At 73.2% G+C, this 21,008-nt stretch carries 18 protein-coding genes; 16 read left to right on the forward strand and 2 right to left on the reverse strand.

The genetic code is table 11. The annotated features are described in order from the left end of the window. Positions 1 to 118: 118 nt before the first annotated feature. Positions 119 to 619, reverse strand: coding sequence for a transcriptional regulator BldD (bldD, locus tag AB0K17_RS25125; protein ID WP_004948690.1), 501 nt, complete (start codon positions 617 to 619; stop codon positions 119 to 121). Between the two features lie 233 nt (positions 620 to 852). On the opposite strand from bldD, the gene pyrR reads away from it, so the two are divergent. The 14 genes from pyrR to AB0K17_RS25195 all read left to right on the forward strand — a co-directional run bounded on the left by pyrR (position 853) and on the right by AB0K17_RS25195 (position 17,558). Further along, on the forward strand, positions 853 to 1,422 hold the full coding sequence (gene pyrR / locus AB0K17_RS25130) for a bifunctional pyr operon transcriptional regulator/uracil phosphoribosyltransferase PyrR (RefSeq protein WP_365968596.1): 570 nt from the start codon (positions 853 to 855) through the stop codon (positions 1,420 to 1,422). A 100-nt stretch (positions 1,423 to 1,522) separates the two neighbouring features. Then, positions 1,523 to 2,506 carry an aspartate carbamoyltransferase catalytic subunit gene (locus AB0K17_RS25135; protein WP_365984320.1) on the forward strand — a complete coding sequence of 328 codons (984 nt, stop codon included), beginning with the start codon at positions 1,523 to 1,525 and terminating at the stop codon, positions 2,504 to 2,506. After that, on the forward strand, positions 2,506 to 3,795 hold the full coding sequence (locus AB0K17_RS25140) for a dihydroorotase (protein WP_365968598.1): 1,290 nt from the start codon (positions 2,506 to 2,508) through the stop codon (positions 3,793 to 3,795). The genes AB0K17_RS25135 and AB0K17_RS25140 overlap by 1 nt, the downstream gene beginning before the upstream one ends. Further along, a complete protein-coding gene (locus AB0K17_RS25145) occupies positions 3,792 to 4,355 on the forward strand; it encodes a hypothetical protein (RefSeq protein ID WP_365968599.1) in 564 nt (187 codons plus the stop codon). Before AB0K17_RS25140 ends, AB0K17_RS25145 begins: the two co-directional genes overlap by 4 nt. Next, positions 4,352 to 5,494: a glutamine-hydrolyzing carbamoyl-phosphate synthase small subunit gene (carA, locus tag AB0K17_RS25150; protein ID WP_365968600.1), complete on the forward strand. Its 1,143-nt coding sequence runs from the start codon at positions 4,352 to 4,354 to the stop codon at positions 5,492 to 5,494. The genes AB0K17_RS25145 and carA overlap by 4 nt, the downstream gene beginning before the upstream one ends. Beyond that, the gene (carB, locus tag AB0K17_RS25155) at positions 5,487 to 8,798 is read left to right on the forward strand and encodes a carbamoyl-phosphate synthase large subunit (protein ID WP_365984321.1); all 3,312 of its coding nucleotides are present in this window, start codon (positions 5,487 to 5,489) and stop codon (positions 8,796 to 8,798) included. The genes carA and carB overlap by 8 nt, the downstream gene beginning before the upstream one ends. Positions 8,799 to 8,897: 99 nt before the next feature. After that, positions 8,898 to 10,022, forward strand: a complete 1,125-nt coding sequence (locus tag AB0K17_RS25160) for a quinone-dependent dihydroorotate dehydrogenase (RefSeq protein ID WP_365984322.1) — start codon at positions 8,898 to 8,900, stop codon at positions 10,020 to 10,022. A 146-nt stretch (positions 10,023 to 10,168) separates the two neighbouring features. After that, on the forward strand, positions 10,169 to 11,029 hold the full coding sequence (pyrF, locus tag AB0K17_RS25165) for an orotidine-5'-phosphate decarboxylase (RefSeq protein WP_365968603.1): 861 nt from the start codon (positions 10,169 to 10,171) through the stop codon (positions 11,027 to 11,029). A 247-nt stretch (positions 11,030 to 11,276) separates the two neighbouring features. Beyond that, positions 11,277 to 11,597, forward strand: a complete 321-nt coding sequence (locus AB0K17_RS25170; protein WP_344434097.1) for an integration host factor — start codon at positions 11,277 to 11,279, stop codon at positions 11,595 to 11,597. A 64-nt stretch (positions 11,598 to 11,661) separates the two neighbouring features. Then, positions 11,662 to 12,252 (forward strand): guanylate kinase, encoded by a 591-nt coding sequence (gene gmk / locus AB0K17_RS25175; protein WP_365968604.1) that lies wholly within the window; start codon positions 11,662 to 11,664, stop codon positions 12,250 to 12,252. A 34-nt stretch (positions 12,253 to 12,286) separates the two neighbouring features. After that, on the forward strand, positions 12,287 to 12,559 hold the full coding sequence (gene rpoZ, locus AB0K17_RS25180; protein ID WP_344434095.1) for a DNA-directed RNA polymerase subunit omega: 273 nt from the start codon (positions 12,287 to 12,289) through the stop codon (positions 12,557 to 12,559). Positions 12,560 to 12,666: 107 nt separating this feature from the next. After that, entirely contained in the window at positions 12,667 to 13,872 is a 1,206-nt protein-coding gene (gene coaBC, locus AB0K17_RS25185) for a bifunctional phosphopantothenoylcysteine decarboxylase/phosphopantothenate--cysteine ligase CoaBC (protein ID WP_365968605.1), read from the forward strand. A gap of 174 nt (positions 13,873 to 14,046) precedes the next feature. Further along, on the forward strand, positions 14,047 to 15,255 hold the full coding sequence (gene metK, locus AB0K17_RS25190; protein ID WP_344434093.1) for a methionine adenosyltransferase: 1,209 nt from the start codon (positions 14,047 to 14,049) through the stop codon (positions 15,253 to 15,255). 140 nt (positions 15,256 to 15,395) lie between these two features. Beyond that, positions 15,396 to 17,558 carry a primosomal protein N' gene (locus AB0K17_RS25195; RefSeq protein WP_365984323.1) on the forward strand — a complete coding sequence of 721 codons (2,163 nt, stop codon included), beginning with the start codon at positions 15,396 to 15,398 and terminating at the stop codon, positions 17,556 to 17,558. Positions 17,559 to 17,729: 171 nt separating this feature from the next. Here AB0K17_RS25195 and AB0K17_RS25200 read toward each other — a convergent pair whose 3' ends face one another. Then, positions 17,730 to 18,230 (reverse strand): hypothetical protein, encoded by a 501-nt coding sequence (locus AB0K17_RS25200; protein WP_365968607.1) that lies wholly within the window; start codon positions 18,228 to 18,230, stop codon positions 17,730 to 17,732. 272 nt (positions 18,231 to 18,502) lie between these two features. Between AB0K17_RS25200 and fmt the strand changes: the two genes are divergently transcribed. Next, positions 18,503 to 19,447: a methionyl-tRNA formyltransferase gene (gene fmt / locus AB0K17_RS25205; RefSeq protein ID WP_365984324.1), complete on the forward strand. Its 945-nt coding sequence runs from the start codon at positions 18,503 to 18,505 to the stop codon at positions 19,445 to 19,447. 39 nt (positions 19,448 to 19,486) lie between these two features. After that, complete coding sequence (locus tag AB0K17_RS25210; RefSeq protein ID WP_365968609.1) at positions 19,487 to 20,932, forward strand: transcription antitermination factor NusB; 1,446 nt, start codon at positions 19,487 to 19,489, stop codon at positions 20,930 to 20,932. The last annotated feature ends 76 nt before the right edge of the window (positions 20,933 to 21,008 follow it).

Raw genomic sequence — 21,008 nt, forward strand, 5'->3', positions numbered from 1 at the left:
TGATCACTGCGCCCTGCCAGGTGGGGTTCTCCTCCCGTTCGCGCACGCGCCGGGACAGGGCCCGGGGCACGAAGCCCGCCCCACGGCGTTGGTGTGTGTCCTATGAGAAGCCGAAGGATCAGGCGTCCTCGTGCTGGACGGCGCGACGCGCGTCGGCGTCGAGCACACCCCAGCTGATCAGCTGCTCGGTGAGCACCGAGGGCGACTGGTCGTAGATCACGGCAAGGGTGCGCAGGTCGTCCTGGCGGATCGAGAGCACCTTGCCGTTGTAGTCGCCGCGCTGGCTCTGGATCGTGGCGGCGTAACGCTGCAGGGGGCCCGCCTTCTCGGCCGGGACGTGGGCGAGCCGCTCCAGGTCCAGGACCAGCTTCGGCGGGGGCTCGGCAGCGCCGCCGGGCGTGGTGCCGGGCAGCAGCTCCTGCACGGGCACGCCGTAGAAGTCGGCCAGCTCGGCAAGACGCTGCACGGTCACGGCACGGTCGCCGCGCTCGTACGAGCCCACTACCACGGCCTTCCAGCGACCCTGGGACTTCTCCTCGACGCCATGGAGGGAGAGGCCCTGCTGGGTGCGGATGGCGCGGAGCTTGGCCCCGAGCTGTTTGGCGTATTCGCTGGACATAAAGCTCCCCGGACGCTGTATCGACGAGCGGCGCATCCTCTGCGACTGCCGCGTGTCTGGTAACTCACTGTGAGGTTACGCAGCGTAATCTCGGTTCGTCAAGCCGAATGAGGCATACCCTCGGCCGTCAGGGGGTGGGTCGGTCGCCCGTCGCTACTCCTGGTACGGTAAATCCGTAAACCCGACGTCCTTTAAAGTCCGTCCCGTGAGGCGGAGAAGGAGGTCCGTTTCGCATGGACGCAATGAACAGCGCACGTCCCGTGCTCGAGGCACCGGACATCGCACGGGTCCTCACCCGTATCGCGCACGAGATCGTCGAACGCGCCAAGGGCGCCGACGACGTCGTACTCCTCGGCATCCCCACCCGCGGCGTGTCCCTCGCCCGCCGGCTGGCCGCCAAGCTCGAGGACATCACCGGATCCAAGATCCCGGTCGGCTCCCTCGACATCACCATGTACCGCGACGACCTGCGGCTGCGCCCCGCCCGTGCGCTCGCGCGCACCGAGATCCCCGGTGAGGGCATCGACGGCCGCCTGGTGATCCTCGTCGACGACGTGCTCTTCTCCGGACGCACCATCCGTGCCGCCCTCGACGCGATGAACGACATCGGCCGCCCCCGCGCGGTCCAGCTCGCCGTCCTCGTCGACCGCGGCCACCGTGAGCTGCCGATCCGTGCCGACTACGTCGGCAAGAACCTCCCCACCTCGCTGCGGGAGACGGTCAAGGTCCAGCTCACCGAGGAGGACGGCCGCGACAGCGTGCTCCTCGGCGCCGGCCCGGCAGAGCCCGCCGACGGGCAGTGACGCCGCACTTCCGCGGACCCGTGCACCCTCGCGCCCGGGCCCGTCGCCGCGGCATGCCCGTCCGCACCCCCGCACACCTCCCCAACCACGGAGCACCCGGATGCAGCGCCATCTGACCTCGGCCGCCGACCTCACCCGTGACGACGCCGTCCTGATCCTCGACACCGCCGAGGAGATGGCCCGGGTCGCCGACCGGCCCATCAAGAAGCTGCCGACCCTGCGCGGCCGCACCGTCGTCAACCTCTTCTTCGAGGACTCCACCCGCACCCGCATCTCGTTCGAGGCGGCCGCCAAGCGGCTGTCCGCCGACGTCATCAACTTCTCCGCCAAGGGCTCCTCGGTCTCCAAGGGCGAGTCCCTGAAGGACACCGCCCTGACGCTGGAGGCCATGGGCGCCGACGCCGTCGTCATCCGCCACCACGACTCCGGCGCCCCGCACCGCCTGGCCACCTCCGGCTGGATCGGCGGCTCGGTCGTCAACGCCGGCGACGGCACCCACGAGCACCCCACCCAGGCCCTGCTGGACGCCTTCACCATGCGCCGCCGCCTGGTCGGCCCGGACGTCGGCATGGGCCGCGACCTGGCCGGGCGCCGGATCACGATCGTCGGAGACGTGCTGCACAGCCGCGTGGCCCGCTCCAACGTCCACCTGCTGCACACGCTCGGCGCCGAGGTCACCCTGGTCGCCCCGCCCACCCTCGTGCCCATCGGCGTCGAGACCTGGCCCTGCGAGGTCTCCTACGACCTGGACGCGGTGCTGCCGAAGTCGGACGCCGTGATGATGCTGCGCGTCCAGCGCGAGCGCATGAACGCCGCGTTCTTCCCCACCGAGCGCGAGTACGCCCGCCGCTACGGGCTGAACGGCGACCGGATGGCGCGGATGCCCGAGGACGCCATCGTCATGCACCCCGGCCCGATGAACCGCGGCATGGAGATCACCGCCGAGGTCGCCGACTCCCCGCGCTGCACCGCCGTCGAGCAGGTCGCCAACGGCGTCAGCATCCGCATGGCCGTCCTGTACCTGCTGCTGGGCGGCTCCGAGCCCGCCGTCACCACGAACCACCGCACCGAGGAGAACAAGTAATGACCAAGATCCTGATCCGCGGTGCGAAGGTCCTCGGCGGTGAGCCGCAGGACGTGCTGATCGACGGCGAGACCATCGCCGAGGTGGGCACGGGCCTCGTGGCCCCCGACGGCGCCCAGGTGATCGAGGCCGACGGCCAGATCCTGCTGCCCGGCCTGGTCGACCTGCACACCCACCTGCGCGAGCCCGGCCGCGAGGACTCCGAGACCGTCCTGACCGGCACCCGCGCCGCCGCGTCCGGCGGCTACACCGCCGTCTTCGCCATGGCCAACACCTTCCCCGTCGCCGACACCGCCGGCGTCGTCGAGCAGGTCTGGCGCCTGGGCAAGGAGTCCGGCTACTGCGACGTCCAGCCCATCGGCGCCGTCACCGTCGGCCTGGAGGGCAAGAAGCTCGCCGAGCTCGGCGCCATGCACGACTCCGCCGCCGGGGTGAAGGTCTTCTCCGACGACGGCAAGTGCGTCGACGACGCGGTGATCATGCGCCGGGCGCTGGAGTACGTGAAGGCCTTCGGCGGCGTCGTCGCCCAGCACGCCCAGGAGCCGCGCCTGACCGAGGGCGCCCAGATGAACGAGGGCGTCGTCTCCGCGGAGCTGGGCCTGGGCGGCTGGCCGGCCGTCGCCGAGGAGTCGATCATCGCCCGGGACGTCCTGCTCGCCGAGCACGTCGGCTCCCGGGTGCACATCTGCCACCTGTCCACGGCCGGCTCGGTGGAGATCGTCCGCTGGGCCAAGTCGCGCGGCATCGACGTCACCGCCGAGGTCACCCCGCACCACCTGCTCCTGACCGACGAGCTCGTGCGCTCCTACAACCCGGTCTACAAGGTCAACCCGCCGCTGCGCACCGAGCGCGACGTGCTGGCCCTGCGCGAGGCCCTGGCCGACGGGACGATCGACATCGTCGCCACCGACCACGCCCCGCACCCGCACGAGGACAAGGACTGCGAGTGGGGCGCGGCCGCCATGGGCATGGTGGGCCTGGAGACCGCACTGTCGGTCGTCCAGCACACCATGGTCGACACCGGCCTGCTGGACTGGGCCGGCGTCGCCGAGCGCATGTCCGCCAAGCCCGCGGCCATCGGCCGGCTGGCCGGCCACGGTCGGCCGATCGCCGCCGGTGAGCCTGCCAACCTCACCCTGGTCGACTCCGCTTACCGTGGAGTCGTGGACCCCGCGGGCTTCGCCTCCCGCAGCCGCAACACCCCCTACGAGGGCCGCGAGCTGCCGGGTCGCGTCACCCACACCTTCCTGCGGGGCCGGGCGACGGTCATGGACGGGAACCTCACGTGACACCTGCACTGATCAATCTGGCGGCCGAGGAGAAGTCTGCCGCCGTCACCGACTGGGCCGCGCGCATCGGCTGGGTCGTCGGGCTGCTGCTGTTCATCGCGCTGGTCTACTGGCTGATGCGCGAGGGCTGGAAGTGGCGCGGCACGCTCCAGGGCGGCCTGCCCGAGCTGCCGGCCGCACCCGCCGAGCAGGGCGAGCCCGAGCTGCGGATGAGCGGCCGCTACCACGGCTCGACCACTGCCGGCCAGTGGCTCGACCGCATCGTGGCGCACGGCCTGGGCACCCGCAGCCGGGCCGAGCTCACCCTCACCGAGCAGGGCGTGACGGTCGTCCGGCCGGGCGCGGCGGACTTCTTCATCCCCGCGACCGCCCTGCGCGGCGCCCGCCTGGAGACGGGCATCGCCGGCAAGGTCCTCACCGAGGGCGGCCTGCTGGTGATCACCTGGGAGCACGGCGGCACGACCCTCGACTCCGGCTTCCGCTCCGACCACGCGGCCGAGCACGCCGCCTGGGTCGAGGCGATCAGCACCAAGAACAGCACTACGGAAGGCGCACGATGACGACCTCCACCAGGGGGACCGGCAAGATCCCCGCCGTACTCGTCCTGGAGGACGGCCGTACGTTCCGCGGCCGCGCCTACGGCGCCGTCGGCGCCACCTTCGGCGAGGCGGTGTTCTCCACCGGCATGACCGGCTACCAGGAGACCCTGACCGACCCCTCCTACCACCGCCAGGTCGTCGTCATGACGGCCCCGCACGTCGGCAACACCGGCGTCAACGACGAGGACCCGGAGTCCGCCCGCATCTGGGTGGCCGGCTACGTGGTGCGCGACCCCGCCCGCCTGCCGTCCAACTGGCGTTCGCGCCGCTCCCTGGACGAGGAGCTCGAGCGCCAGGGCGTCGTCGGCATCAGCGGCATCGACACCCGCGCCCTGACCCGCCACCTGCGCGAGCGCGGCGCGATGCGCGTGGGCATCTTCTCGGGCGACGCCCTCGCCGACGAGGCCGCGATGCTCGCCCAGGTGCAGGCCGCCCCGCAGATGAAGGGCGCCGACCTGTCCGCCGAGGTCGCCACCAAGGAGACCTACGTGGTCCCCGCGATCGGGGAGAAGCGTTTCACCGTCGCCGCCATCGACCTCGGCATCAAGGGCATGACCCCGCAGCGGATGGCCGAGCGCGGCATAGAGGTGCACGTCCTGCCCGCCACCGCCACCGTCGAGGACGTCTACGCGGTGAACCCGGACGGTGTGTTCTTCTCCAACGGCCCCGGCGACCCCTCCACCGCCGACCACCCCGTCTCGGTGATGCGCGGCGTGCTGGAACGCGGCACCCCGCTGTTCGGCATCTGCTTCGGCAACCAGATCCTCGGGCGCGCGCTCGGCTTCGGCACCTACAAGCTGAAGTACGGCCACCGCGGCATCAACCAGCCCGTGCAGGACCGCTCGACCGGCAAGGTCGAGGTCACCGCCCACAACCACGGCTTCGCCGTCGACGCCCCCCTGGAGGGCGCGACCGACACGCCGTACGGCCGCGTCGAGGTCTCCCACGTCTGTCTCAACGACAACGTGGTCGAGGGTCTCCAGCTCCTCGACCAGCCGGCATTCAGCGTCCAGTACCACCCCGAGGCAGCCGCAGGCCCGCACGACGCCGCGTACCTGTTCGACCGCTTCGTGACCCTGATGGAGGGCCAGCGTGCCTAAGCGCACCGACATCCAGTCCGTTCTGGTCATCGGCTCCGGCCCGATCGTCATCGGCCAGGCCGCGGAGTTCGACTACTCCGGCACCCAGGCCTGCCGCGTGCTGAAGTCCGAGGGCCTGCGGGTCATCCTCGTCAACTCCAACCCGGCCACGATCATGACCGACCCGGAGATCGCCGACGCCACCTACGTCGAGCCGATCACCCCGGAGTTCGTCGAGAAGATCATCGCCAAGGAGCGCCCCGACGCGCTGCTGCCCACCCTCGGCGGCCAGACCGCGCTCAACACCGCGATCTCGATGCACGAGAACGGCGTCCTGGAGAAGTACGGCGTCGAGCTGATCGGCGCCAACGTCGAGGCCATCCACAAGGGCGAGGACCGCGACCTGTTCAAGGGCGTCGTCGAGGCCGTCAACGCCAGGATCGGCCACGGCGAGTCCGCCCGCTCGGTCATCTGCCACACCATGGACGAGGTCCTCGCCGGCGTCGAGACCCTCGGCGGCTACCCGGTCGTCGTCCGCCCGTCCTTCACCATGGGCGGCGCCGGCTCCGGCTTCGCCCACGACGAGGAGGAGCTGCGCCGCATCGCGGGCCAGGGCCTCACGCTCTCCCCGACCACCGAGGTGCTCCTGGAGGAGTCCATCCTCGGCTGGAAGGAGTACGAGCTGGAGCTGATGCGCGACAAGAACGACAACGTCGTGGTCGTCTGCTCCATCGAGAACTTCGACCCCATGGGCGTGCACACCGGTGACTCCATCACCGTCGCCCCGGCGATGACGCTCACCGACCGCGAGTACCAGATCCTGCGGGACGTCGGCATCGCGATCATCCGCGAGGTCGGCGTCGACACCGGCGGCTGCAACATCCAGTTCGCGGTCAACCCCGAGGACGGCCGGGTCATCGTCATCGAGATGAACCCGCGCGTCTCGCGCTCCTCCGCGCTCGCCTCCAAGGCCACCGGCTTCCCGATCGCGAAGATCGCCGCCCGGCTGGCCGTCGGCTACACGCTCGACGAGATCCCCAACGACATCACCGAGCAGACCCCGGCCTCCTTCGAGCCCACGCTCGACTACGTCGTGGTCAAGGCCCCCCGCTTCGCGTTCGAGAAGTTCCCGGCCGCCGACGCCACCCTCACGACGACCATGAAGTCCGTCGGCGAGGCCATGGCCATCGGCCGCAACTTCACCGAGGCCCTGCAGAAGGCCCTGCGCTCGCTGGAGAAGAAGGGCTCCCAGTTCGACTTCGTCACCCCCGTCGGCGACAAGGACGAGCTGCTGGCCAAGGCCGTGCGCCCCACCGACGGCCGCATCAACACCGTCATGGACGCCATCCGCGCCGGCGCCACACCGCAGGAGGTCTTCGAGGCGACGAAGATCGACCCCTGGTTCGTCGACCAGCTCTTCCTGATCAAGGAGATCGCCGACGAGCTCGCCGCCGCCGAGCGCCTGGAGCCCGAGCTGCTGGCCGAGGCCAAGCGCCACGGCTTCTCCGACGCCCAGATCGGTGCCGTGCGCGGCCTGCGCGAGGACGTCGTGCGCGAGGTCCGCCGCTCCCTCGGCGTCCGCCCGGTCTACAAGACCGTCGACACCTGCGCCGCCGAGTTCGCCGCGAAGACGCCGTACTTCTACTCCTCCTACGACGAGGAGAGCGAGGTCGCCCCCCGCGAGAAGCCCGCGGTGATCATCCTGGGCTCCGGCCCGAACCGCATCGGCCAGGGCATCGAGTTCGACTACTCCTGCGTCCACGCCTCCTTCGCCCTGAGCGACGCCGGCTACGAGACCGTGATGGTCAACTGCAACCCCGAGACCGTCTCCACCGACTACGACACCTCCGACCGGCTCTACTTCGAGCCGCTCACCCTGGAGGACGTCCTGGAGGTCGTCCACGCCGAGATGCAGGCCGGCCCCGTCGCCGGTGTCATCGTCCAGCTCGGCGGCCAGACCCCGCTGGGCCTGGCCCAGGCCCTGAAGGACAACGGCGTGCCGATCGTCGGCACCTCGCCCGAGGCCATCGACCTCGCCGAGGAGCGCGGCGCCTTCGGCCGCGTGCTGACCGAGGCCGGGCTGCCCGCACCCAAGTACGGCACGGCCTTCTCCTTCGAGGAGGCCAAGGCCATCGCCGCGGAGATCGGCTACCCGGTCATGGTCCGCCCCTCCTACGTGCTCGGCGGCCGCGGCATGGAGATCGTCTACGACGAGCCCTCCCTCGCCGGCTACCTGGAGCGCCACGCCGGTCTGATCTCCGAGCACCCGGTGCTCATCGACCGCTTCCTCGACGACGCCATCGAGATCGACGTGGATGCGCTCTACGACGGCGAGGAGCTCTACCTCGGCGGCGTCATGGAGCACATCGAGGAGGCCGGCATCCACTCCGGCGACTCCGCGTGCGCCCTGCCGCCGATGACCCTGGGCGGCTACGACATCAAGCGCCTGCGCGCCTCCACCGAGGCCATCGCCAAGGGCGTGGGCGTCCGCGGCCTGATCAACATCCAGTTCGCCATGGCCGGGGACATCCTCTACGTCCTGGAGGCCAACCCGCGCGCCTCGCGCACCGTCCCCTTCACCTCCAAGGCGACCGCGGTGCCGCTGGCCAAGGCCGCCGCCCGCATCTCGCTCGGCGCCACCGTCGCCGAGCTGCGCGCCGAGGGCATGCTGCCCAAGGAGGGCGACGGCGGCACCCTGCCGCTGGACGCGCCCATCTCCGTCAAGGAGGCCGTGATGCCGTGGTCGCGCTTCCGCGACACCGCCGGCCGCGGCGTGGACACCGTCCTCGGCCCGGAGATGCGCTCCACCGGCGAGGTCATGGGCATCGACGACGTTTTCGGCACCGCCTACGCCAAGTCGCAGGCCGGCGCCTACGGCGCACTGCCCACCAAGGGCCGGGCCTTCGTCTCGGTCGCCAACCGCGACAAGCGCTCGATCATCTTCCCGGCCCGCGAGCTGGTCGCCCACGGCTTCGAGCTGCTCGCCACCTCCGGCACCGCCGAGGTGCTGCGCCGCAACGGCATCAACGCCACCGTGGTGCGCAAGCAGTCCGAGGGCGAGGGCCCGAATGGCGAGAAGACCATCGTCCAGCTTATCCACGACGGCGAGGTCGACCTCATCGTCAACACCCCCTACGGCACCGGCGGCCGCCTCGACGGCTACGAGATCCGCACCGCCGCCGTCGCCCGGGCGGTGCCCTGCCTGACCACGGTCCAGGCGGCCGCGGCCGCCGTCCAGGGCATCGACGCCCTGACCCGCGGCGAGGTCGGCGTCCGCTCGCTGCAGGAGCACGCGCAGCGGCTGACTGCCGCACGCGAGGCGTAGGACGCCCGGCCGAGGGGGACACCGCAGGCGGTGTCCCCCTCGGCATGCGCCCCGCCCGCACCCCGCCAAGGAAGCGTCACGCGCCACGGAAGGCCCGCCATGTACCGCCTCTTCTTCGACCTGATCTTCAAGCGCATGGACCCCGAGCGGGCCCACCACCTCGCCTTCGGCTGGATCCGGGCGCTGGCCCGCATCCCCGTCCTGCGCACCTTCGCCGCCGCCGTCCTCGCCCCCCGCCACAAGAGCCTGCGCACCGAGGCCCTCGGCCTGCGCATGCACGGCCCCTTCGGCCTGGCCGCCGGCTTCGACAAGAACGCCGCCGCCGTCGACGGCATGGCCATGCTCGGCTTCGACCACGTCGAGATCGGCACCGTCACCGCCCAGCCGCAGCCCGGCAACCCCAAGAAGCGTCTCTTCCGGCTGGTCGCCGACCGGGCGCTGATCAACCGCATGGGCTTCAACAACGACGGCTCGGCCGCCGTCGCGGAGCGCCTGGCGGCCCGCAAGGCCGTCTTCCGTACGACGGTGGGCGTCAACATCGGCAAGACCAAGATCGTGCCGGAGGCGGAGGCCGTCGCCGACTACGTCGCCTCCACCGAGCGCCTGGCCGCCCACGCCGACTACCTCGTCGTCAACGTCTCCTCGCCCAACACGCCCGGGCTGCGCAACCTCCAGGCCGTCGACCACCTGCGCCCGCTGCTCGCGGCCGTGCGCGAGGCCGCCGACCGCGCGGTCACCGCCCGCCGCGTCCCGCTCCTGGTCAAGATCGCCCCGGACCTGGCCGACGAGGACGTCGACGCCGTCGCCGACCTCGCCGTCGAGCTGGGCCTCGACGGCATCATCGCCACCAACACCACCATCGCCCGCGAGGGCCTGGGCCTGGTCACCCCGGCCCGCACCGTCGAGGCCATCGGCGCGGGCGGCCTGTCCGGCGCGCCCCTGAAGGAGCGCTCGCTGGAGGTCCTGCGCCGCCTGTACGCCCGTGTGGGCGACCGGATCACCCTCGTCGGCGTGGGCGGCATCACCACCGCCGACGACGCCTGGGAGCGCATCCTGGCGGGCGCCACGCTGGTCCAGGGCTACAGCGCCTTCATCTACGAGGGCCCCTTCTGGTGCCGCAGGATCCACAAGGGCCTGGCCGAGCGCCTGGCCGCCAGCCCCTACGCCACCCTCGCCGAGGCCGTGGGCGCCGACGCGCGCGGGGCGCGCGAGCAGGCCGCGTAGGGCAGCCGCCCGCCGGGTTGTGGGCAGTCGTTCCGCAAGGCGGAACGGGTGGGCACAACCCGGCCACCTGCCCGCACCCGACCCGGCACCGCACCCGGCCCGCACCCGGCACCGACACCGGCGGCCAGCACCTTCGGAGGAACCGTATGACCGAGACGACCACGCCCGCACCGTTCGGCGCACGCCTGCGCCATGCCATGGACACCAGGGGCCCGCTGTGCGTCGGCATCGACCCGCACGCCTCCCTGCTGGCCGACTGGGGTCTGAACGACGACATCGCCGGCCTGGAGCGCTTCACCCGCACCGTGGTGGAGGCCCTGGCCGACCGCGTCGCCGTCCTCAAGCCGCAGTCCGCGTTCTTCGAGCGCTTCGGCTCCCGCGGCATCGCCGTCCTGGAGCGCGCCGTGGCCGACTCCCGGGCCGCGGGCGCCCTGGTGCTGATGGACGCCAAGCGCGGCGACATCGGCTCCACGATGGCCGCCTACGCCGCCACCTACCTAGACCCCGCCTCCCCGCTGTTCTCGGACGCCGTCACCGTCAGCCCGTACCTCGGCTACGGCTCGCTGCGCCCGGCGCTGGACCTGGCGCGCGAGAGCGGCACGGGCGTCTTCGTGCTCGCCCTGACCTCCAACCCGGAGGGTGCCGAGGTGCAGCACGCGGTGCGCGAGGACGGCACCACGATCGCCGCGACGATGCTGGAGCACCTGCGGGCCGAGAACGCCGGTGCGGCGCCCATGGGCTCGTACGGGGCCGTCGTGGGGGCCACCCTGGGCTCCTCGGCCGGGGCCGCCCGTGCGGATCTGGCCATCAACGGGCCGCTCCTGGCCCCCGGCATCGGTGCGCAGGGCGCCACCGCGGCGGATCTGCCCAAGGTCTTCGGGGCGGCCGTGCGGGACGTCGTGCCCAACGTCAGCCGGGGGGTGCTGCGGCACGGCCCGGCCGTGGGGGCACTGCGCGAGAGCGCCGCCCGGTTCGCCGCCGAGGTGCGCGAGGCAGTGGGCTCCTGAGGCGTCCGCGGGGGGAGCGCGCGGGCGCCACCTGCGGAAAAAGTCGGTCATTATGTCCGGAAAAGTCCCGGTCGAGCGACTCTGACCTGGACTTTTCGCTTGTTCTCGCTGACTGGAGCGGCAACGGCCGCTAGTCTCCGACGAGAGCGAACGTGCAAGCGCGTTGCTCGTTGCTCCCCAGGTGTGGGCCGACTAGGTTCCTCACCGGTCCGTAATCCGACAGTTCGACATCCGAGGTGACGTAGGCGTGGCTCTTCCGCCCCTTACCCCTGAACAGCGCGCAGCCGCGCTCGAAAAGGCCGCCGCGGCTCGCCGGGAGCGCGCCGAGGTCAAGAATCGACTCAAGCACTCCGGCGCCTCGCTGCACGAGGTCATCGAGCAGGGCCAGAAGAACGAAGTCATCGGCAAGATGAAGGTCAGCGCCCTGCTGGAGTCCCTGCCCGGCGTGGGCAAGGTCCGGGCCAAGCAGATCATGGAGCGGCTGGGCATCTCCGAGAGCCGCCGGGTGCGCGGTCTCGGTTCGAACCAGATCGCCTCCCTGGAGCGGGAGTTCGGCTCCAAGGCCTGATCATCACTCGCCGCCGGGCGGCCCGGCGTTCCCAGGCACTCCCGGGAACCGGGATAATCGCTGCATGAGTACTGCAGTCTCCCGGGGGTCCTCCCCGGTGCCCCCGGCCAGACGACCGCGGCTGACCGTGCTCTCCGGCCCCTCCGGGGTCGGTAAGAGCACGGTCGTCGCCCACATGCGCAAGGCCCACCCCGAGGTCTGGCTCTCGGTGTCCTGCACCACCCGCAAGCCGCGGCCCGGGGAGCAGGACGGGGTCCAGTACTTCTTCGTCGACGACGAGCAGTTCGACAAGCTCATCGCCAATGGCGAGCTGCTGGAGTGGGCCGAGTTCGCGGGCAACCGCTACGGCACTCCGCGGGGGGCCGTGCTCGACCGCCTGGAGGCGGGCGAGCCGGTGCTGCTGGAGATCGACCTGCAGGGCGCCCGGCAGGTCCGCGAGACCATGCCGGAGGCCCAGCTGGTCTTCCTCGCGCCGCCCGGCTGGGACGAGCTGGTGCGCCGGCTCACCGGCCGGGGCACCGAGTCGCCCGAGGTGATCGAGCGCCGGCTGGCCGCGGCCCGGATCGAGCTGGCGGCGGAGTCGGAGTTCGACACCACGCTCGTCAACACCTCGGTCGAGGATGTCGCACGCGAGCTGCTAGCCTTGCTGCGCTGAACATCTTTCTTCACCCCCCTTCGGAAGGCAGAGAGTGTCCTCTTCCATCACCGCGCCCGAGGGCATCATCAACCCGCCGATTGATGAGCTGCTCGAGGCGACCGACTCGAAGTACAGCCTCGTGATCTACGCCGCCAAGCGCGCGCGCCAGATCAACGCGTACTACTCGCAGCTCGGCGAGGGCCTGCTGGAGTACGTCGGCCCGCTGGTGGACACCCACGTCCACGAGAAGCCGCTCTCCATCGCGCTCCGCGAGATCAACGCGGGCCTGCTGACCTCCGAGGCCGTCGACACCCCGGCGGCCTGAGGAACGAGAGTTTCCGTATCAAGGGCCCGGCAGCGCGTCTGCCGGGCCCTTGGTGTGTCATGGGTCTGCACGGTTTGCGTACGCGAGCGCGGGGAGAAGCGAGAGCGATGGAGAAGCCCAAGGTCGTCCTGGGGGTCAGCGGTGGCATCGCCGCCTACAAGGCGTGCGAGCTGCTGCGGCGGCTGACCGAGTCCGGGCACGACGTCCGCGTCGTCCCCACCGAGTCGGCCCTGCACTTCGTCGGCGAGGCCACCTGGGCGGCACTGTCCGGGCACCCGGCCGGCACCCGGGTGTGGGAGAGCGTCCACGAGGTGCCGCACGTGCGGATCGGCCAGCAGGCCGACCTCGTCGTCGTCGCGCCCGCCACCGCCGACATGCTCGCCAAGGCCGCCCACGGCCTGGCCGACGACCTGCTGACCAACACGCTGCTCACCGCGCGCTGCCCCGTCGTGTTCGCCCCGGCCATGCACACCGAGATGTGGGAGAACGCGGCCACCCAGGAGAACGTGGCGACCCTGCGCCGGCGCGGCGCGATCGTCATCGAGCCCGCCGTCGGCCGCCTGACCGGCGTCGACACCGGCAAGGGCCGGCTGCCCGACCCCGAGGAGATCTTCGAGGTCTGCCGCCGGGTGCTGGCCCGCGGCGCCGGCACCCCCGCCGACCTCGCGGGGCGGCACGTCGTGGTGAGCGCCGGCGGCACCCGTGAGCCGCTGGACCCCGTCCGCTTCCTGGGGAACCGTTCCTCCGGCAAGCAGGGCTACGCCCTCGCCCGCACCGCCGTGGCCCGCGGCGCCCGGGTCACGCTCGTGGCCGCCAACAGCGAGCTGCCCGACCCCGCCGGCGCCGACGTGGTGCACGTGGGCACCGCCGTCCAGCTGCGGGAGGCCGTCCTGAAGGCCGCCGCCGACGCGGACGCCGTGGTCATGGCCGCCGCCGTGGCCGACTTCCGGCCGGCCCGGTACGCCGAGGGCAAGATCAAGAAGCGGGAGGGGCAGGAGCCCGAGCCCGTCGCCCTGGTGCGCAACCCCGACGTCCTCGCCGAGCTCTCCGCCGAGCGGGCCCGCCCCGGCCAGGTCGTCGTCGGCTTCGCCGCCGAGACCGACGACGTGCTCGCCAACGGTCGCGCCAAGCTCGCCCGCAAGGGCTGCGACCTGCTGGTCGTCAACGAGGTGGGGGAGCGCAAGACCTTCGGCTCGGAGACCAACGAGGCCGTCGTCCTCGCCTCCGACGGCACGGAGACCCCCGTTCCCTACGGCCCGAAGGAAGCCCTCGCGGACGTCGTCTGGGACCTCATCGCCCCTCGCCTCACCTGACTCCCGTGTGACGCTTCGGTGACGGGAGTCACAGCCTGCGGCGTTCACCATGCGGCAGGGAAGGCCCGCAGGACGAGAACGCCGGATAAACTGGCACCGGATCCGAGTCGAGCGCAGCTCTCGGCCGGATCCGTCAATGATCAGCCAGCAGCCGCTGCAACCCCAGGGAGCGATGTGTCCCGCCGCCTGTTCACCTCGGAGTCCGTGACCGAGGGTCACCCCGACAAGATCGCCGACCAGATCAGCGATTCCATTCTCGACGCCCTCCTCAAGGAGGACCCGACCTCGCGTGTCGCCGTCGAGACCCTGATCACCACCGGCCTGGTGCACGTGGCCGGCGAGGTGACCACCAAGGCCTACGCGCCGATCGCCTCGCTCGTGCGCAACAAGATCCTCGAGATCGGCTACGACTCCTCCAAGAAGGGCTTCGACGGCGCTTCCTGCGGCGTCTCCGTCTCCATCGGCGCCCAGTCGCCGGACATCGCCCAGGGCGTCGACACGGCGTACGAGACCCGCGTCGAGGGCGACGAGGACGAGCTCGACCGCCAGGGTGCGGGCGACCAGGGCCTGATGTTCGGCTTCGCCTGCGACGAGACGCCGAACCTCATGCCGCTGCCCATCGAGCTGGCCCACCGCCTCTCGCGCCGCCTGACCGAGGTCCGCAAGAACGGGACCATCCCCTACCTGCGCCCCGACGGCAAGACCCAGGTGACCATCGAGTACGACGGCCACAAGGCCGTCCGCCTGGACACCGTGGTCGTCTCCTCCCAGCACGCGTCCGACATCGACCTGGACTCGCTGCTGGCCCCCGACATCCGCGAGTACGTCGTCGAGCACGTCCTCAAGGAGCTCGTCGAGGACGGCATCAAGCTGGACACCGACGGCTACCGCCTGCTGGTCAACCCCACCGGCCGCTTCGAGATCGGCGGCCCGATGGGCGACGCCGGCCTGACCGGCCGCAAGATCATCATCGACACCTACGGCGGCATGTCCCGCCACGGTGGCGGCGCCTTCTCCGGCAAGGACCCGTCCAAGGTCGACCGCTCGGCCGCCTACGCCATGCGCTGGGTCGCCAAGAACGTCGTCGCCGCGGGCCTGGCCGCCCGCTGCGAGGTCCAGGTCGCCTACGCCATCGGCAAGGCCGAGCCCGTCGGTCTGTTCGTCGAGACCTTCGGCACCAACACGGTCGACACCGAGAAGATCGAGAACGCCGTCGCCGAGGTCTTCGACCTCCGCCCGGCCGCGATCATCCGCGACCTCGACCTGCTCCGCCCGATCTACGCCCAGACCGCCGCCTACGGCCACTTCGGCCGTGAGCTGCCGGACTTCACCTGGGAGCGCACCGACCGCGTGGACGCCCTGAAGAAGGCCGTGGGCCTGTAAGGCCCCCCGGTTCGCACACCGGCCCCCGGACCGCACGAGCGGTCCGGGGGCCGCTGCGTTGCCGGCCTGTCCGGCCGAGCCGGCCGAAGCCCTGGCGCACCGCTCCTGCGCTGTCGGTGCCCTCTGGTAGGACTTGAACCGTGAGCAGCAAGAACGGGCGACCGGAGGGCGCGGGGGAGAGCGGGGAGGCCCCCGTGGCGGAGCAGCTCGCCTTCATCCGGGAGAGCGTGCGCAAGGCCAAGGCCCCGCGGGCCAGGCCGCGCACGTGGCGGGGGGCCGAGCTGGCGGCGGAGCTGCCCGTGGCGCGGGTGCTGGTCGACAAGGGGCCCGTGCACCTCGACCGGCTGTGGGACTACGCCGTGCCCGCCGAGCTGGACGCCGAGGCCCGGCCCGGGGTGCGGGTGCGGGTGCGCTTCGGCGCCGGTACGCGCAATGTGCGCGGCGGGCGGCGGGAGGGCGGCGGGCTGCTCGACGGGTTCATCGTCGAGCGCGTCGCGGTATCCGACTACAGCGGGCCGCTGGCCGCCCTCGCCCAGGTGCTCTCGCCCGAGCCGGTGCTCTCGCCCGCGCTGCTGGCGCTGTGCCGCGCGGTCGCCGACCGGTACGCCGGCTCCCTCGCCGACGTGCTGCAGCTCGCCGTGCCGCCCCGGCACGCCCGCATCGAGGCCGAGCCCTCGCCGGCACCCCTGGCGCCGCCCGCGGCGCCGGCCGCCGGCAGCTGGGCGCGATACCCGACGGGGCCGGCGTTCCTGCAGGCCCTCGCCCGCGGCGACCGCCCGCGCGCGGTGTGGACGGCCCTGCCCGGGCCGCACTGGCCCGACGAGCTGGCCCGGGCCGCCGCCGCCACGCTCGCCTCCGGGCGCGGCGCCCTGCTGGTCGTGCCGGACGGCCGGGTCGCCGCCCGGGTCGACGCCGCGCTCACCGAGCTGCTCGGCACCGGCCGGCATGTGCTGCTGACCGCCGACACCGGGCCGGAGGAGCGCTACCGCCGCTGGCTGGCGGTCAACCGGGGCTCGGTGCGGGTCGTGGTCGGCACCCGGGCCGCGATGTTCGCCCCCGTGCGCGACCTCGGCCTCGCGGCCGTCTGGGACGACGGCGACTCCAGCCACAGCGAGCCCCACGCCCCCCAGCCGCACGCCCGGGAGGTCCTGCTGCTGCGGGCCGCCCATGAGAAGGCCGGCTTCCTGCTCGGCGGCTTCGGCTGCACCGTCGAGGCCGCCCAGCTGGTCGACACCGGCTGGGCCCGTCCGCTGGCCGCCGAGCGCGAGACGGTACGGATGGTGGCGCCGCGCGTGCGGACCGTCGGCGAGAGCGACGAGGCGCGGGACGCGGCCGCCCGCACTGCCCGCCTGCCCTCCGTCGCCTGGGAGGTCGCCCGCGAAGGGCTCACCCGAGGCCCCGTGCTCGTCCAGGTGCCCCGGCGCGGCTACGTGCCGCGCCTGGCCTGCGAGCGCTGCCGCGAGCCCGCCCGGTGCGCCCACTGCGCCGGCCCGCTGGAGGCCCGAGGCGCCGACGGCGGCCTGCTGCACTGCGGCTGGTGCGGGCAGGAGGCGCGTAACTGGCACTGTGCCGAGTGCGGCGGCGCCCGGCTGCGCGCCAGCGTCGTCGGCGCGGGGCGTACGGCCGAGGAGCTGGGCCGGGCCTTCCCGTCGGTGCCCGTGCGCACCTCCGGGCGCGACCACGTGCTCGACACCGTGCCCGACCGGCCCGCGCTCGTCGTCTGCACCCCGGGTGCCGAGCCCGTCGCCGACGGCGGCTACGCCGCGGCCCTGCTCCTCGACGGCTGGGCCCTCCTCGGCCGCCCCGACCTGCGGGCGGGGGAGGAGGCACTGCGCCGCTGGCTGGACGCCGCCGCGCTCGTGCGCGGGCGCGAGGCCGGCGGCACGGTCGTCGTCGTGGCCGAGCCGACCCTGCGGCCGGTGCAGGCGCTCGTGCGGTGGGATCCGGCCGGGCACGCGGTGCGCGAGCTCGCCGACCGGGCGGAGCTGGGCTTCCCGCCCGTCTCCCGGATGGCGGCCGTCTCCGGGCCGCCGGAGGCCGTGGCGGACCTGATCGGCATGGCCGAACTGCCCCCGGGCACGGAGGTCCTCGGCCCGGTGCCGGTGCCGCCCACCCTGCCGGGGCGGCCGCGCCGGCAGGGCGGGCCGCCGCCGGGCGAGCACTGGGAGCGGGCCCTGCTGCGCGTACGGCCGGGGCAGGGGGCGGCGCTGGCGGCGGCGCTCAAGGCGGCGCAGGCGATACGGCTGGCGCGGCGGGAGGGGGAGCCGGTGCGCTTGCGGGTGGACCCGCCGGACATCGGCTGACGGGTGCCCCGTCAGAGGCACGGGCACGTGCCGATCTGCGGCTGCCGCGGCGTGGCGCGTTCGGCTGCGGGCGCATCGTGGCTGATCGCGCAGTTCCCCGCGCCCCTACGGGGCGCCCCGGTGCCGGCCAGCGGACGGAGCCCGGTCCCGGGGGTGCCCCGGCCGGGGCCGTCAGCCGTTGCGGGGGCCCGGGAAGGCCGTGGCGCGCTGCTCCTCGCGGTGGACGGCCTGGCCCGGCACCGTACGGGCGGCCGGGACGACCGGGACGGCGGCCGGCTCCGCGGTGCGCACCGGCTCCGGCGTCTCGGTCGCGCCCTGCGCACCCGCCCGGCGCGCGCCGTAACGCCGGTGGACCGCCTGCTTGGTGACGCCCAGTGCGGAGCCCACCGCGTCCCAGGAGAAGCCCAGCGAGCGGTCGAAGTCGACCGCCGCGGTCACCAGTGTCTCGACGCTGTCGCGCAGCTCCTGCGCGAGGCGCACGGTGGGGGCGGGGGCACGGCCGTAGACGACGAAGCCCGCGGAGGGGCCGGTGCGGCGCGGCCGGTAGACGTTGCCCAGCTGGGCGGTGAGGGTACGCAGGGCGTCCACCTGGCGACGGACCCTCTCGATGTCCCGGACCAGGAGATGCAGGCTGGCCCGTGCCTGGGCGTCGTGGGTTGCGTGGTCGGGCATGAACAAGCCTCTCGGACCGGCGGTTGAAGTGACGTCAATACGGGGTGAGGACTGACGGCCGCTCGACGAGCAACGGAACGGAAGCGGGCCGCCGTTGCGGCCCGTTTCGGTCAATCTCTCTTGACCCAACGCGCCAGCAGCCGCTGGGTCACGGTATGGGGGCGTGCAACCGCCGGAATGAGGCGCGCGCCATCCCGCACGCCCCCCGGGGCGCCCTCGCCTCTAGACTGAGGCGCCGTTTCGCCCGTATGCAGAGAGGTGGTCAGCCGACCATGAGGCTCGTCTTCGCCGGGACCCCCGAGGTCGCCGTCCCCGCCCTGGACGCCCTGATCGCCTCCGACCGGCACGAGGTCGTCGCCGTCGTCACCCGGCCCGACGCACCGGCCGGGCGCGGCCGCCGGCTCGTCGCCAGCCCGGTCGCCGAGCGCGCGCAGGAGGCGGGCATCGAGGTGCTCAAGCCCGCCCGCCCCCGGGACGAGGACTTCCTCGCCCGGCTGCGCGAGATCGCACCCGACTGCTGCCCCGTCGTCGCCTACGGCGCCCTGCTGCCCAAGGCCGCCCTCGACATCCCCGCCCACGGCTGGGTGAACCTGCACTTCTCCCTGCTGCCGGCCTGGCGCGGCGCCGCCCCCGTCCAGCACTCGATCCTCGCGGGCGACGAGATGACCGGTGCCTCGACCTTCCTCATCGAGGAGGGCCTGGACTCCGGGCCCGTCTACGGCGTGCTCACCGAGAAGGTCCGCCCCACCGACACCAGCGGCGACCTGCTGACCCGCCTCGCCTTCGCCGGCGCCGGGCTGCTCGCGGCCACCATGGACGGCATCGAGGACGGCACCCTCCAGGCCGTGCCCCAGCCCGCCGAGGGCGTCTCCCTGGCCCCGAAGATCTCCGTCGAGGACGCGCGCATCGACTGGTCCGCCCCCGCCCTGCGCGCCGACCGCGTCGTACGCGGCTGCGCCCCCGCCCCCGGCGCCTGGACGACCTTCCGCGGCGAACGCCTGAAGATCATGTCCCTGACCCCGGACCCCGCCCGCACCGACCTCGCCCCCGGCGAGATCGCCACCACCAAGAACTCCGTCCACGTCGGCACCGGCTCCCACGCCGTCCGGCTGCAGTGGGTCCAGCCGCAGGGCAAGAAGCCCATGCAGGCCGCCGACTGGGCGCGCGGGGTGCGCATCGCCGCGGGCGAACGGCTCGGCCAGGACGGACCGGCGTAGGCTGGTCGTCATCATCACCCCAGCTCCGGAGCACCTTTCGTGAACGATCAGGCGTCCCGCCGGAAGCCCGGCCGCCCCGCCAAGCCCTACCGCAGGCCCCAGAAGGACCCCGTCCGGATACTCGCCTTCGAGGCGCTGCGGGCCGTCGACGAGCGGGACGCCTACGCCAACCTCGTGCTGCCGCCGCTGCTGCGCAAGGCCCGGGAGAAGGACGGCTTCCAGGCCCGCGACGCGGCCCTGGCCACCGAGCTGGTCTACGGCACCCTGCGCCGCCAGGGCACCTACGACGCGATCATCGCCGCCTGCGTCGACCGGCCCCTGCGCGAGGTCGACCCGCCGGTGCTGGACGTCCTCGGCCTCGGCACCCATCAGCTGCTCGGCACCCGCATCCCCAGCCACGCCGCCGTCTCCGCCACCGTCGAGCTGGCCCGGGTCGTCCTCGGCGACGGCCGGGCGAAGTTCGTCAACGCCGTGCTGCGCCGCATCGCCGCGCACGACCTCGACGGCTGGCTGGAGCGGGTCGCCCCGCCGTACGAGGACGACCCCGAGGAGCACCTCGCCGTCGTCCACTCCCACCCCCGCTGGGTCGTCTCCGCCCTGTGGGACGCCCTCGGCGGCAGCCGGGCCGGCATCGAGGACCTCCTGGAGGCGGACAACGAGCGCCCCGAGGTCACCCTGGTCGCCCGCCCCGGACGAGCCACCACCGACGAACTCCTCACCGCCCTCGGCGCCGACTCCGCCCTGCCCGGCCGCTGGTCGCCGCACGCCGTACGGCTCGCCGAGGGCGGCGAGCCGGGGGCCCTGGAAGCCGTCCGCGAGGGCCGCGCCGGCGTCCAGGACGAAGGCAGCCAGCTCGTCGCCCTCGCCCTGGCCGAGGCGCCTCTGGAGGGGCCCGACGCGCGCTGGCTCGACGGCTGCGCCGGACCGGGCGGCAAGGCCGCCCTCCTGGGCGCCCTGGCCGCCCAGCGCGGCGCCGCCCTGCTCGCCTCCGAGAAGCAGCCGCACCGCGCCCGGCTGGTGGCGCGCGCCCTGGCCGGCAACCCGGGCCCGTACGAGGTCATCGCCGCGGACGGCACGCGGCCGCCGTGGCGCGAGGGCTCCTTCGACCGCGTGCTCGTCGACGTGCCCTGCTCGGGCCTCGGCGCCCTGCGCCGCCGCCCCGAGGCCCGCTGGCGCCGCCGCCCCGAGGACCTCGCCGGTTTCGCGCCCCTGCAGCGCGGCCTGCTCCGCGAGGCCCTGCGGGCCGTGCGCGTCGGTGGCGTCGTGGGCTACGCGACGTGCTCGCCGCACCTGGCCGAGACGCGGGCCGTCGTCGACGACGTGCTGCGCGGCCGCGGCGGGGAGGCGCCGGCGGCGGAGTGGATCGACGCGCGGCCGCTGATGCAGGGCGTTCCGGCCCTGGGCGAGGGCCCCGACGTCCAGCTGTGGCCGCACCTGCACGGCACGGACGCGATGTACCTGGCGCTGCTGCGCCGCACGGGCTGAGGCCACGTATCCCGGGGCTCCGCCCCGGACCCCGGTCCTCAATTGCCGGACGGGCCGATTCCGGCCCGTCCGGCAA

This window comes from Streptomyces sp. NPDC049585, assembly GCF_040675615.1.
Taxonomy (GTDB): domain Bacteria; phylum Actinomycetota; class Actinomycetes; order Streptomycetales; family Streptomycetaceae; genus Streptomyces; species Streptomyces luteosporeus.

Coding starts and splice junctions, on each gene's coding strand:
- AB0K17_RS25160 (WP_365984322.1), top strand. CDS start 8,898: ATGTACCGCCTCTTCTTCGACCTGATCTTCAAGCGCATGGACCCCGAG.
- AB0K17_RS25135 (WP_365984320.1), top strand. CDS start 1,523: ATGCAGCGCCATCTGACCTCGGCCGCCGACCTCACCCGTGACGACGCC.
- pyrF (WP_365968603.1), top strand. CDS start 10,169: ATGACCGAGACGACCACGCCCGCACCGTTCGGCGCACGCCTGCGCCAT.
- AB0K17_RS25140 (WP_365968598.1), top strand. CDS start 2,506: ATGACCAAGATCCTGATCCGCGGTGCGAAGGTCCTCGGCGGTGAGCCG.
- AB0K17_RS25200 (WP_365968607.1), bottom strand. CDS start 18,230: ATGCCCGACCACGCAACCCACGACGCCCAGGCACGGGCCAGCCTGCAT.
- coaBC (WP_365968605.1), top strand. CDS start 12,667: ATGGAGAAGCCCAAGGTCGTCCTGGGGGTCAGCGGTGGCATCGCCGCC.
- gmk (WP_365968604.1), top strand. CDS start 11,662: ATGAGTACTGCAGTCTCCCGGGGGTCCTCCCCGGTGCCCCCGGCCAGA.
- bldD (WP_004948690.1), bottom strand. CDS start 619: ATGTCCAGCGAATACGCCAAACAGCTCGGGGCCAAGCTCCGCGCCATC.
- fmt (WP_365984324.1), top strand. CDS start 18,503: ATGAGGCTCGTCTTCGCCGGGACCCCCGAGGTCGCCGTCCCCGCCCTG.
- carA (WP_365968600.1), top strand. CDS start 4,352: ATGACGACCTCCACCAGGGGGACCGGCAAGATCCCCGCCGTACTCGTC.
- pyrR (WP_365968596.1), top strand. CDS start 853: ATGGACGCAATGAACAGCGCACGTCCCGTGCTCGAGGCACCGGACATC.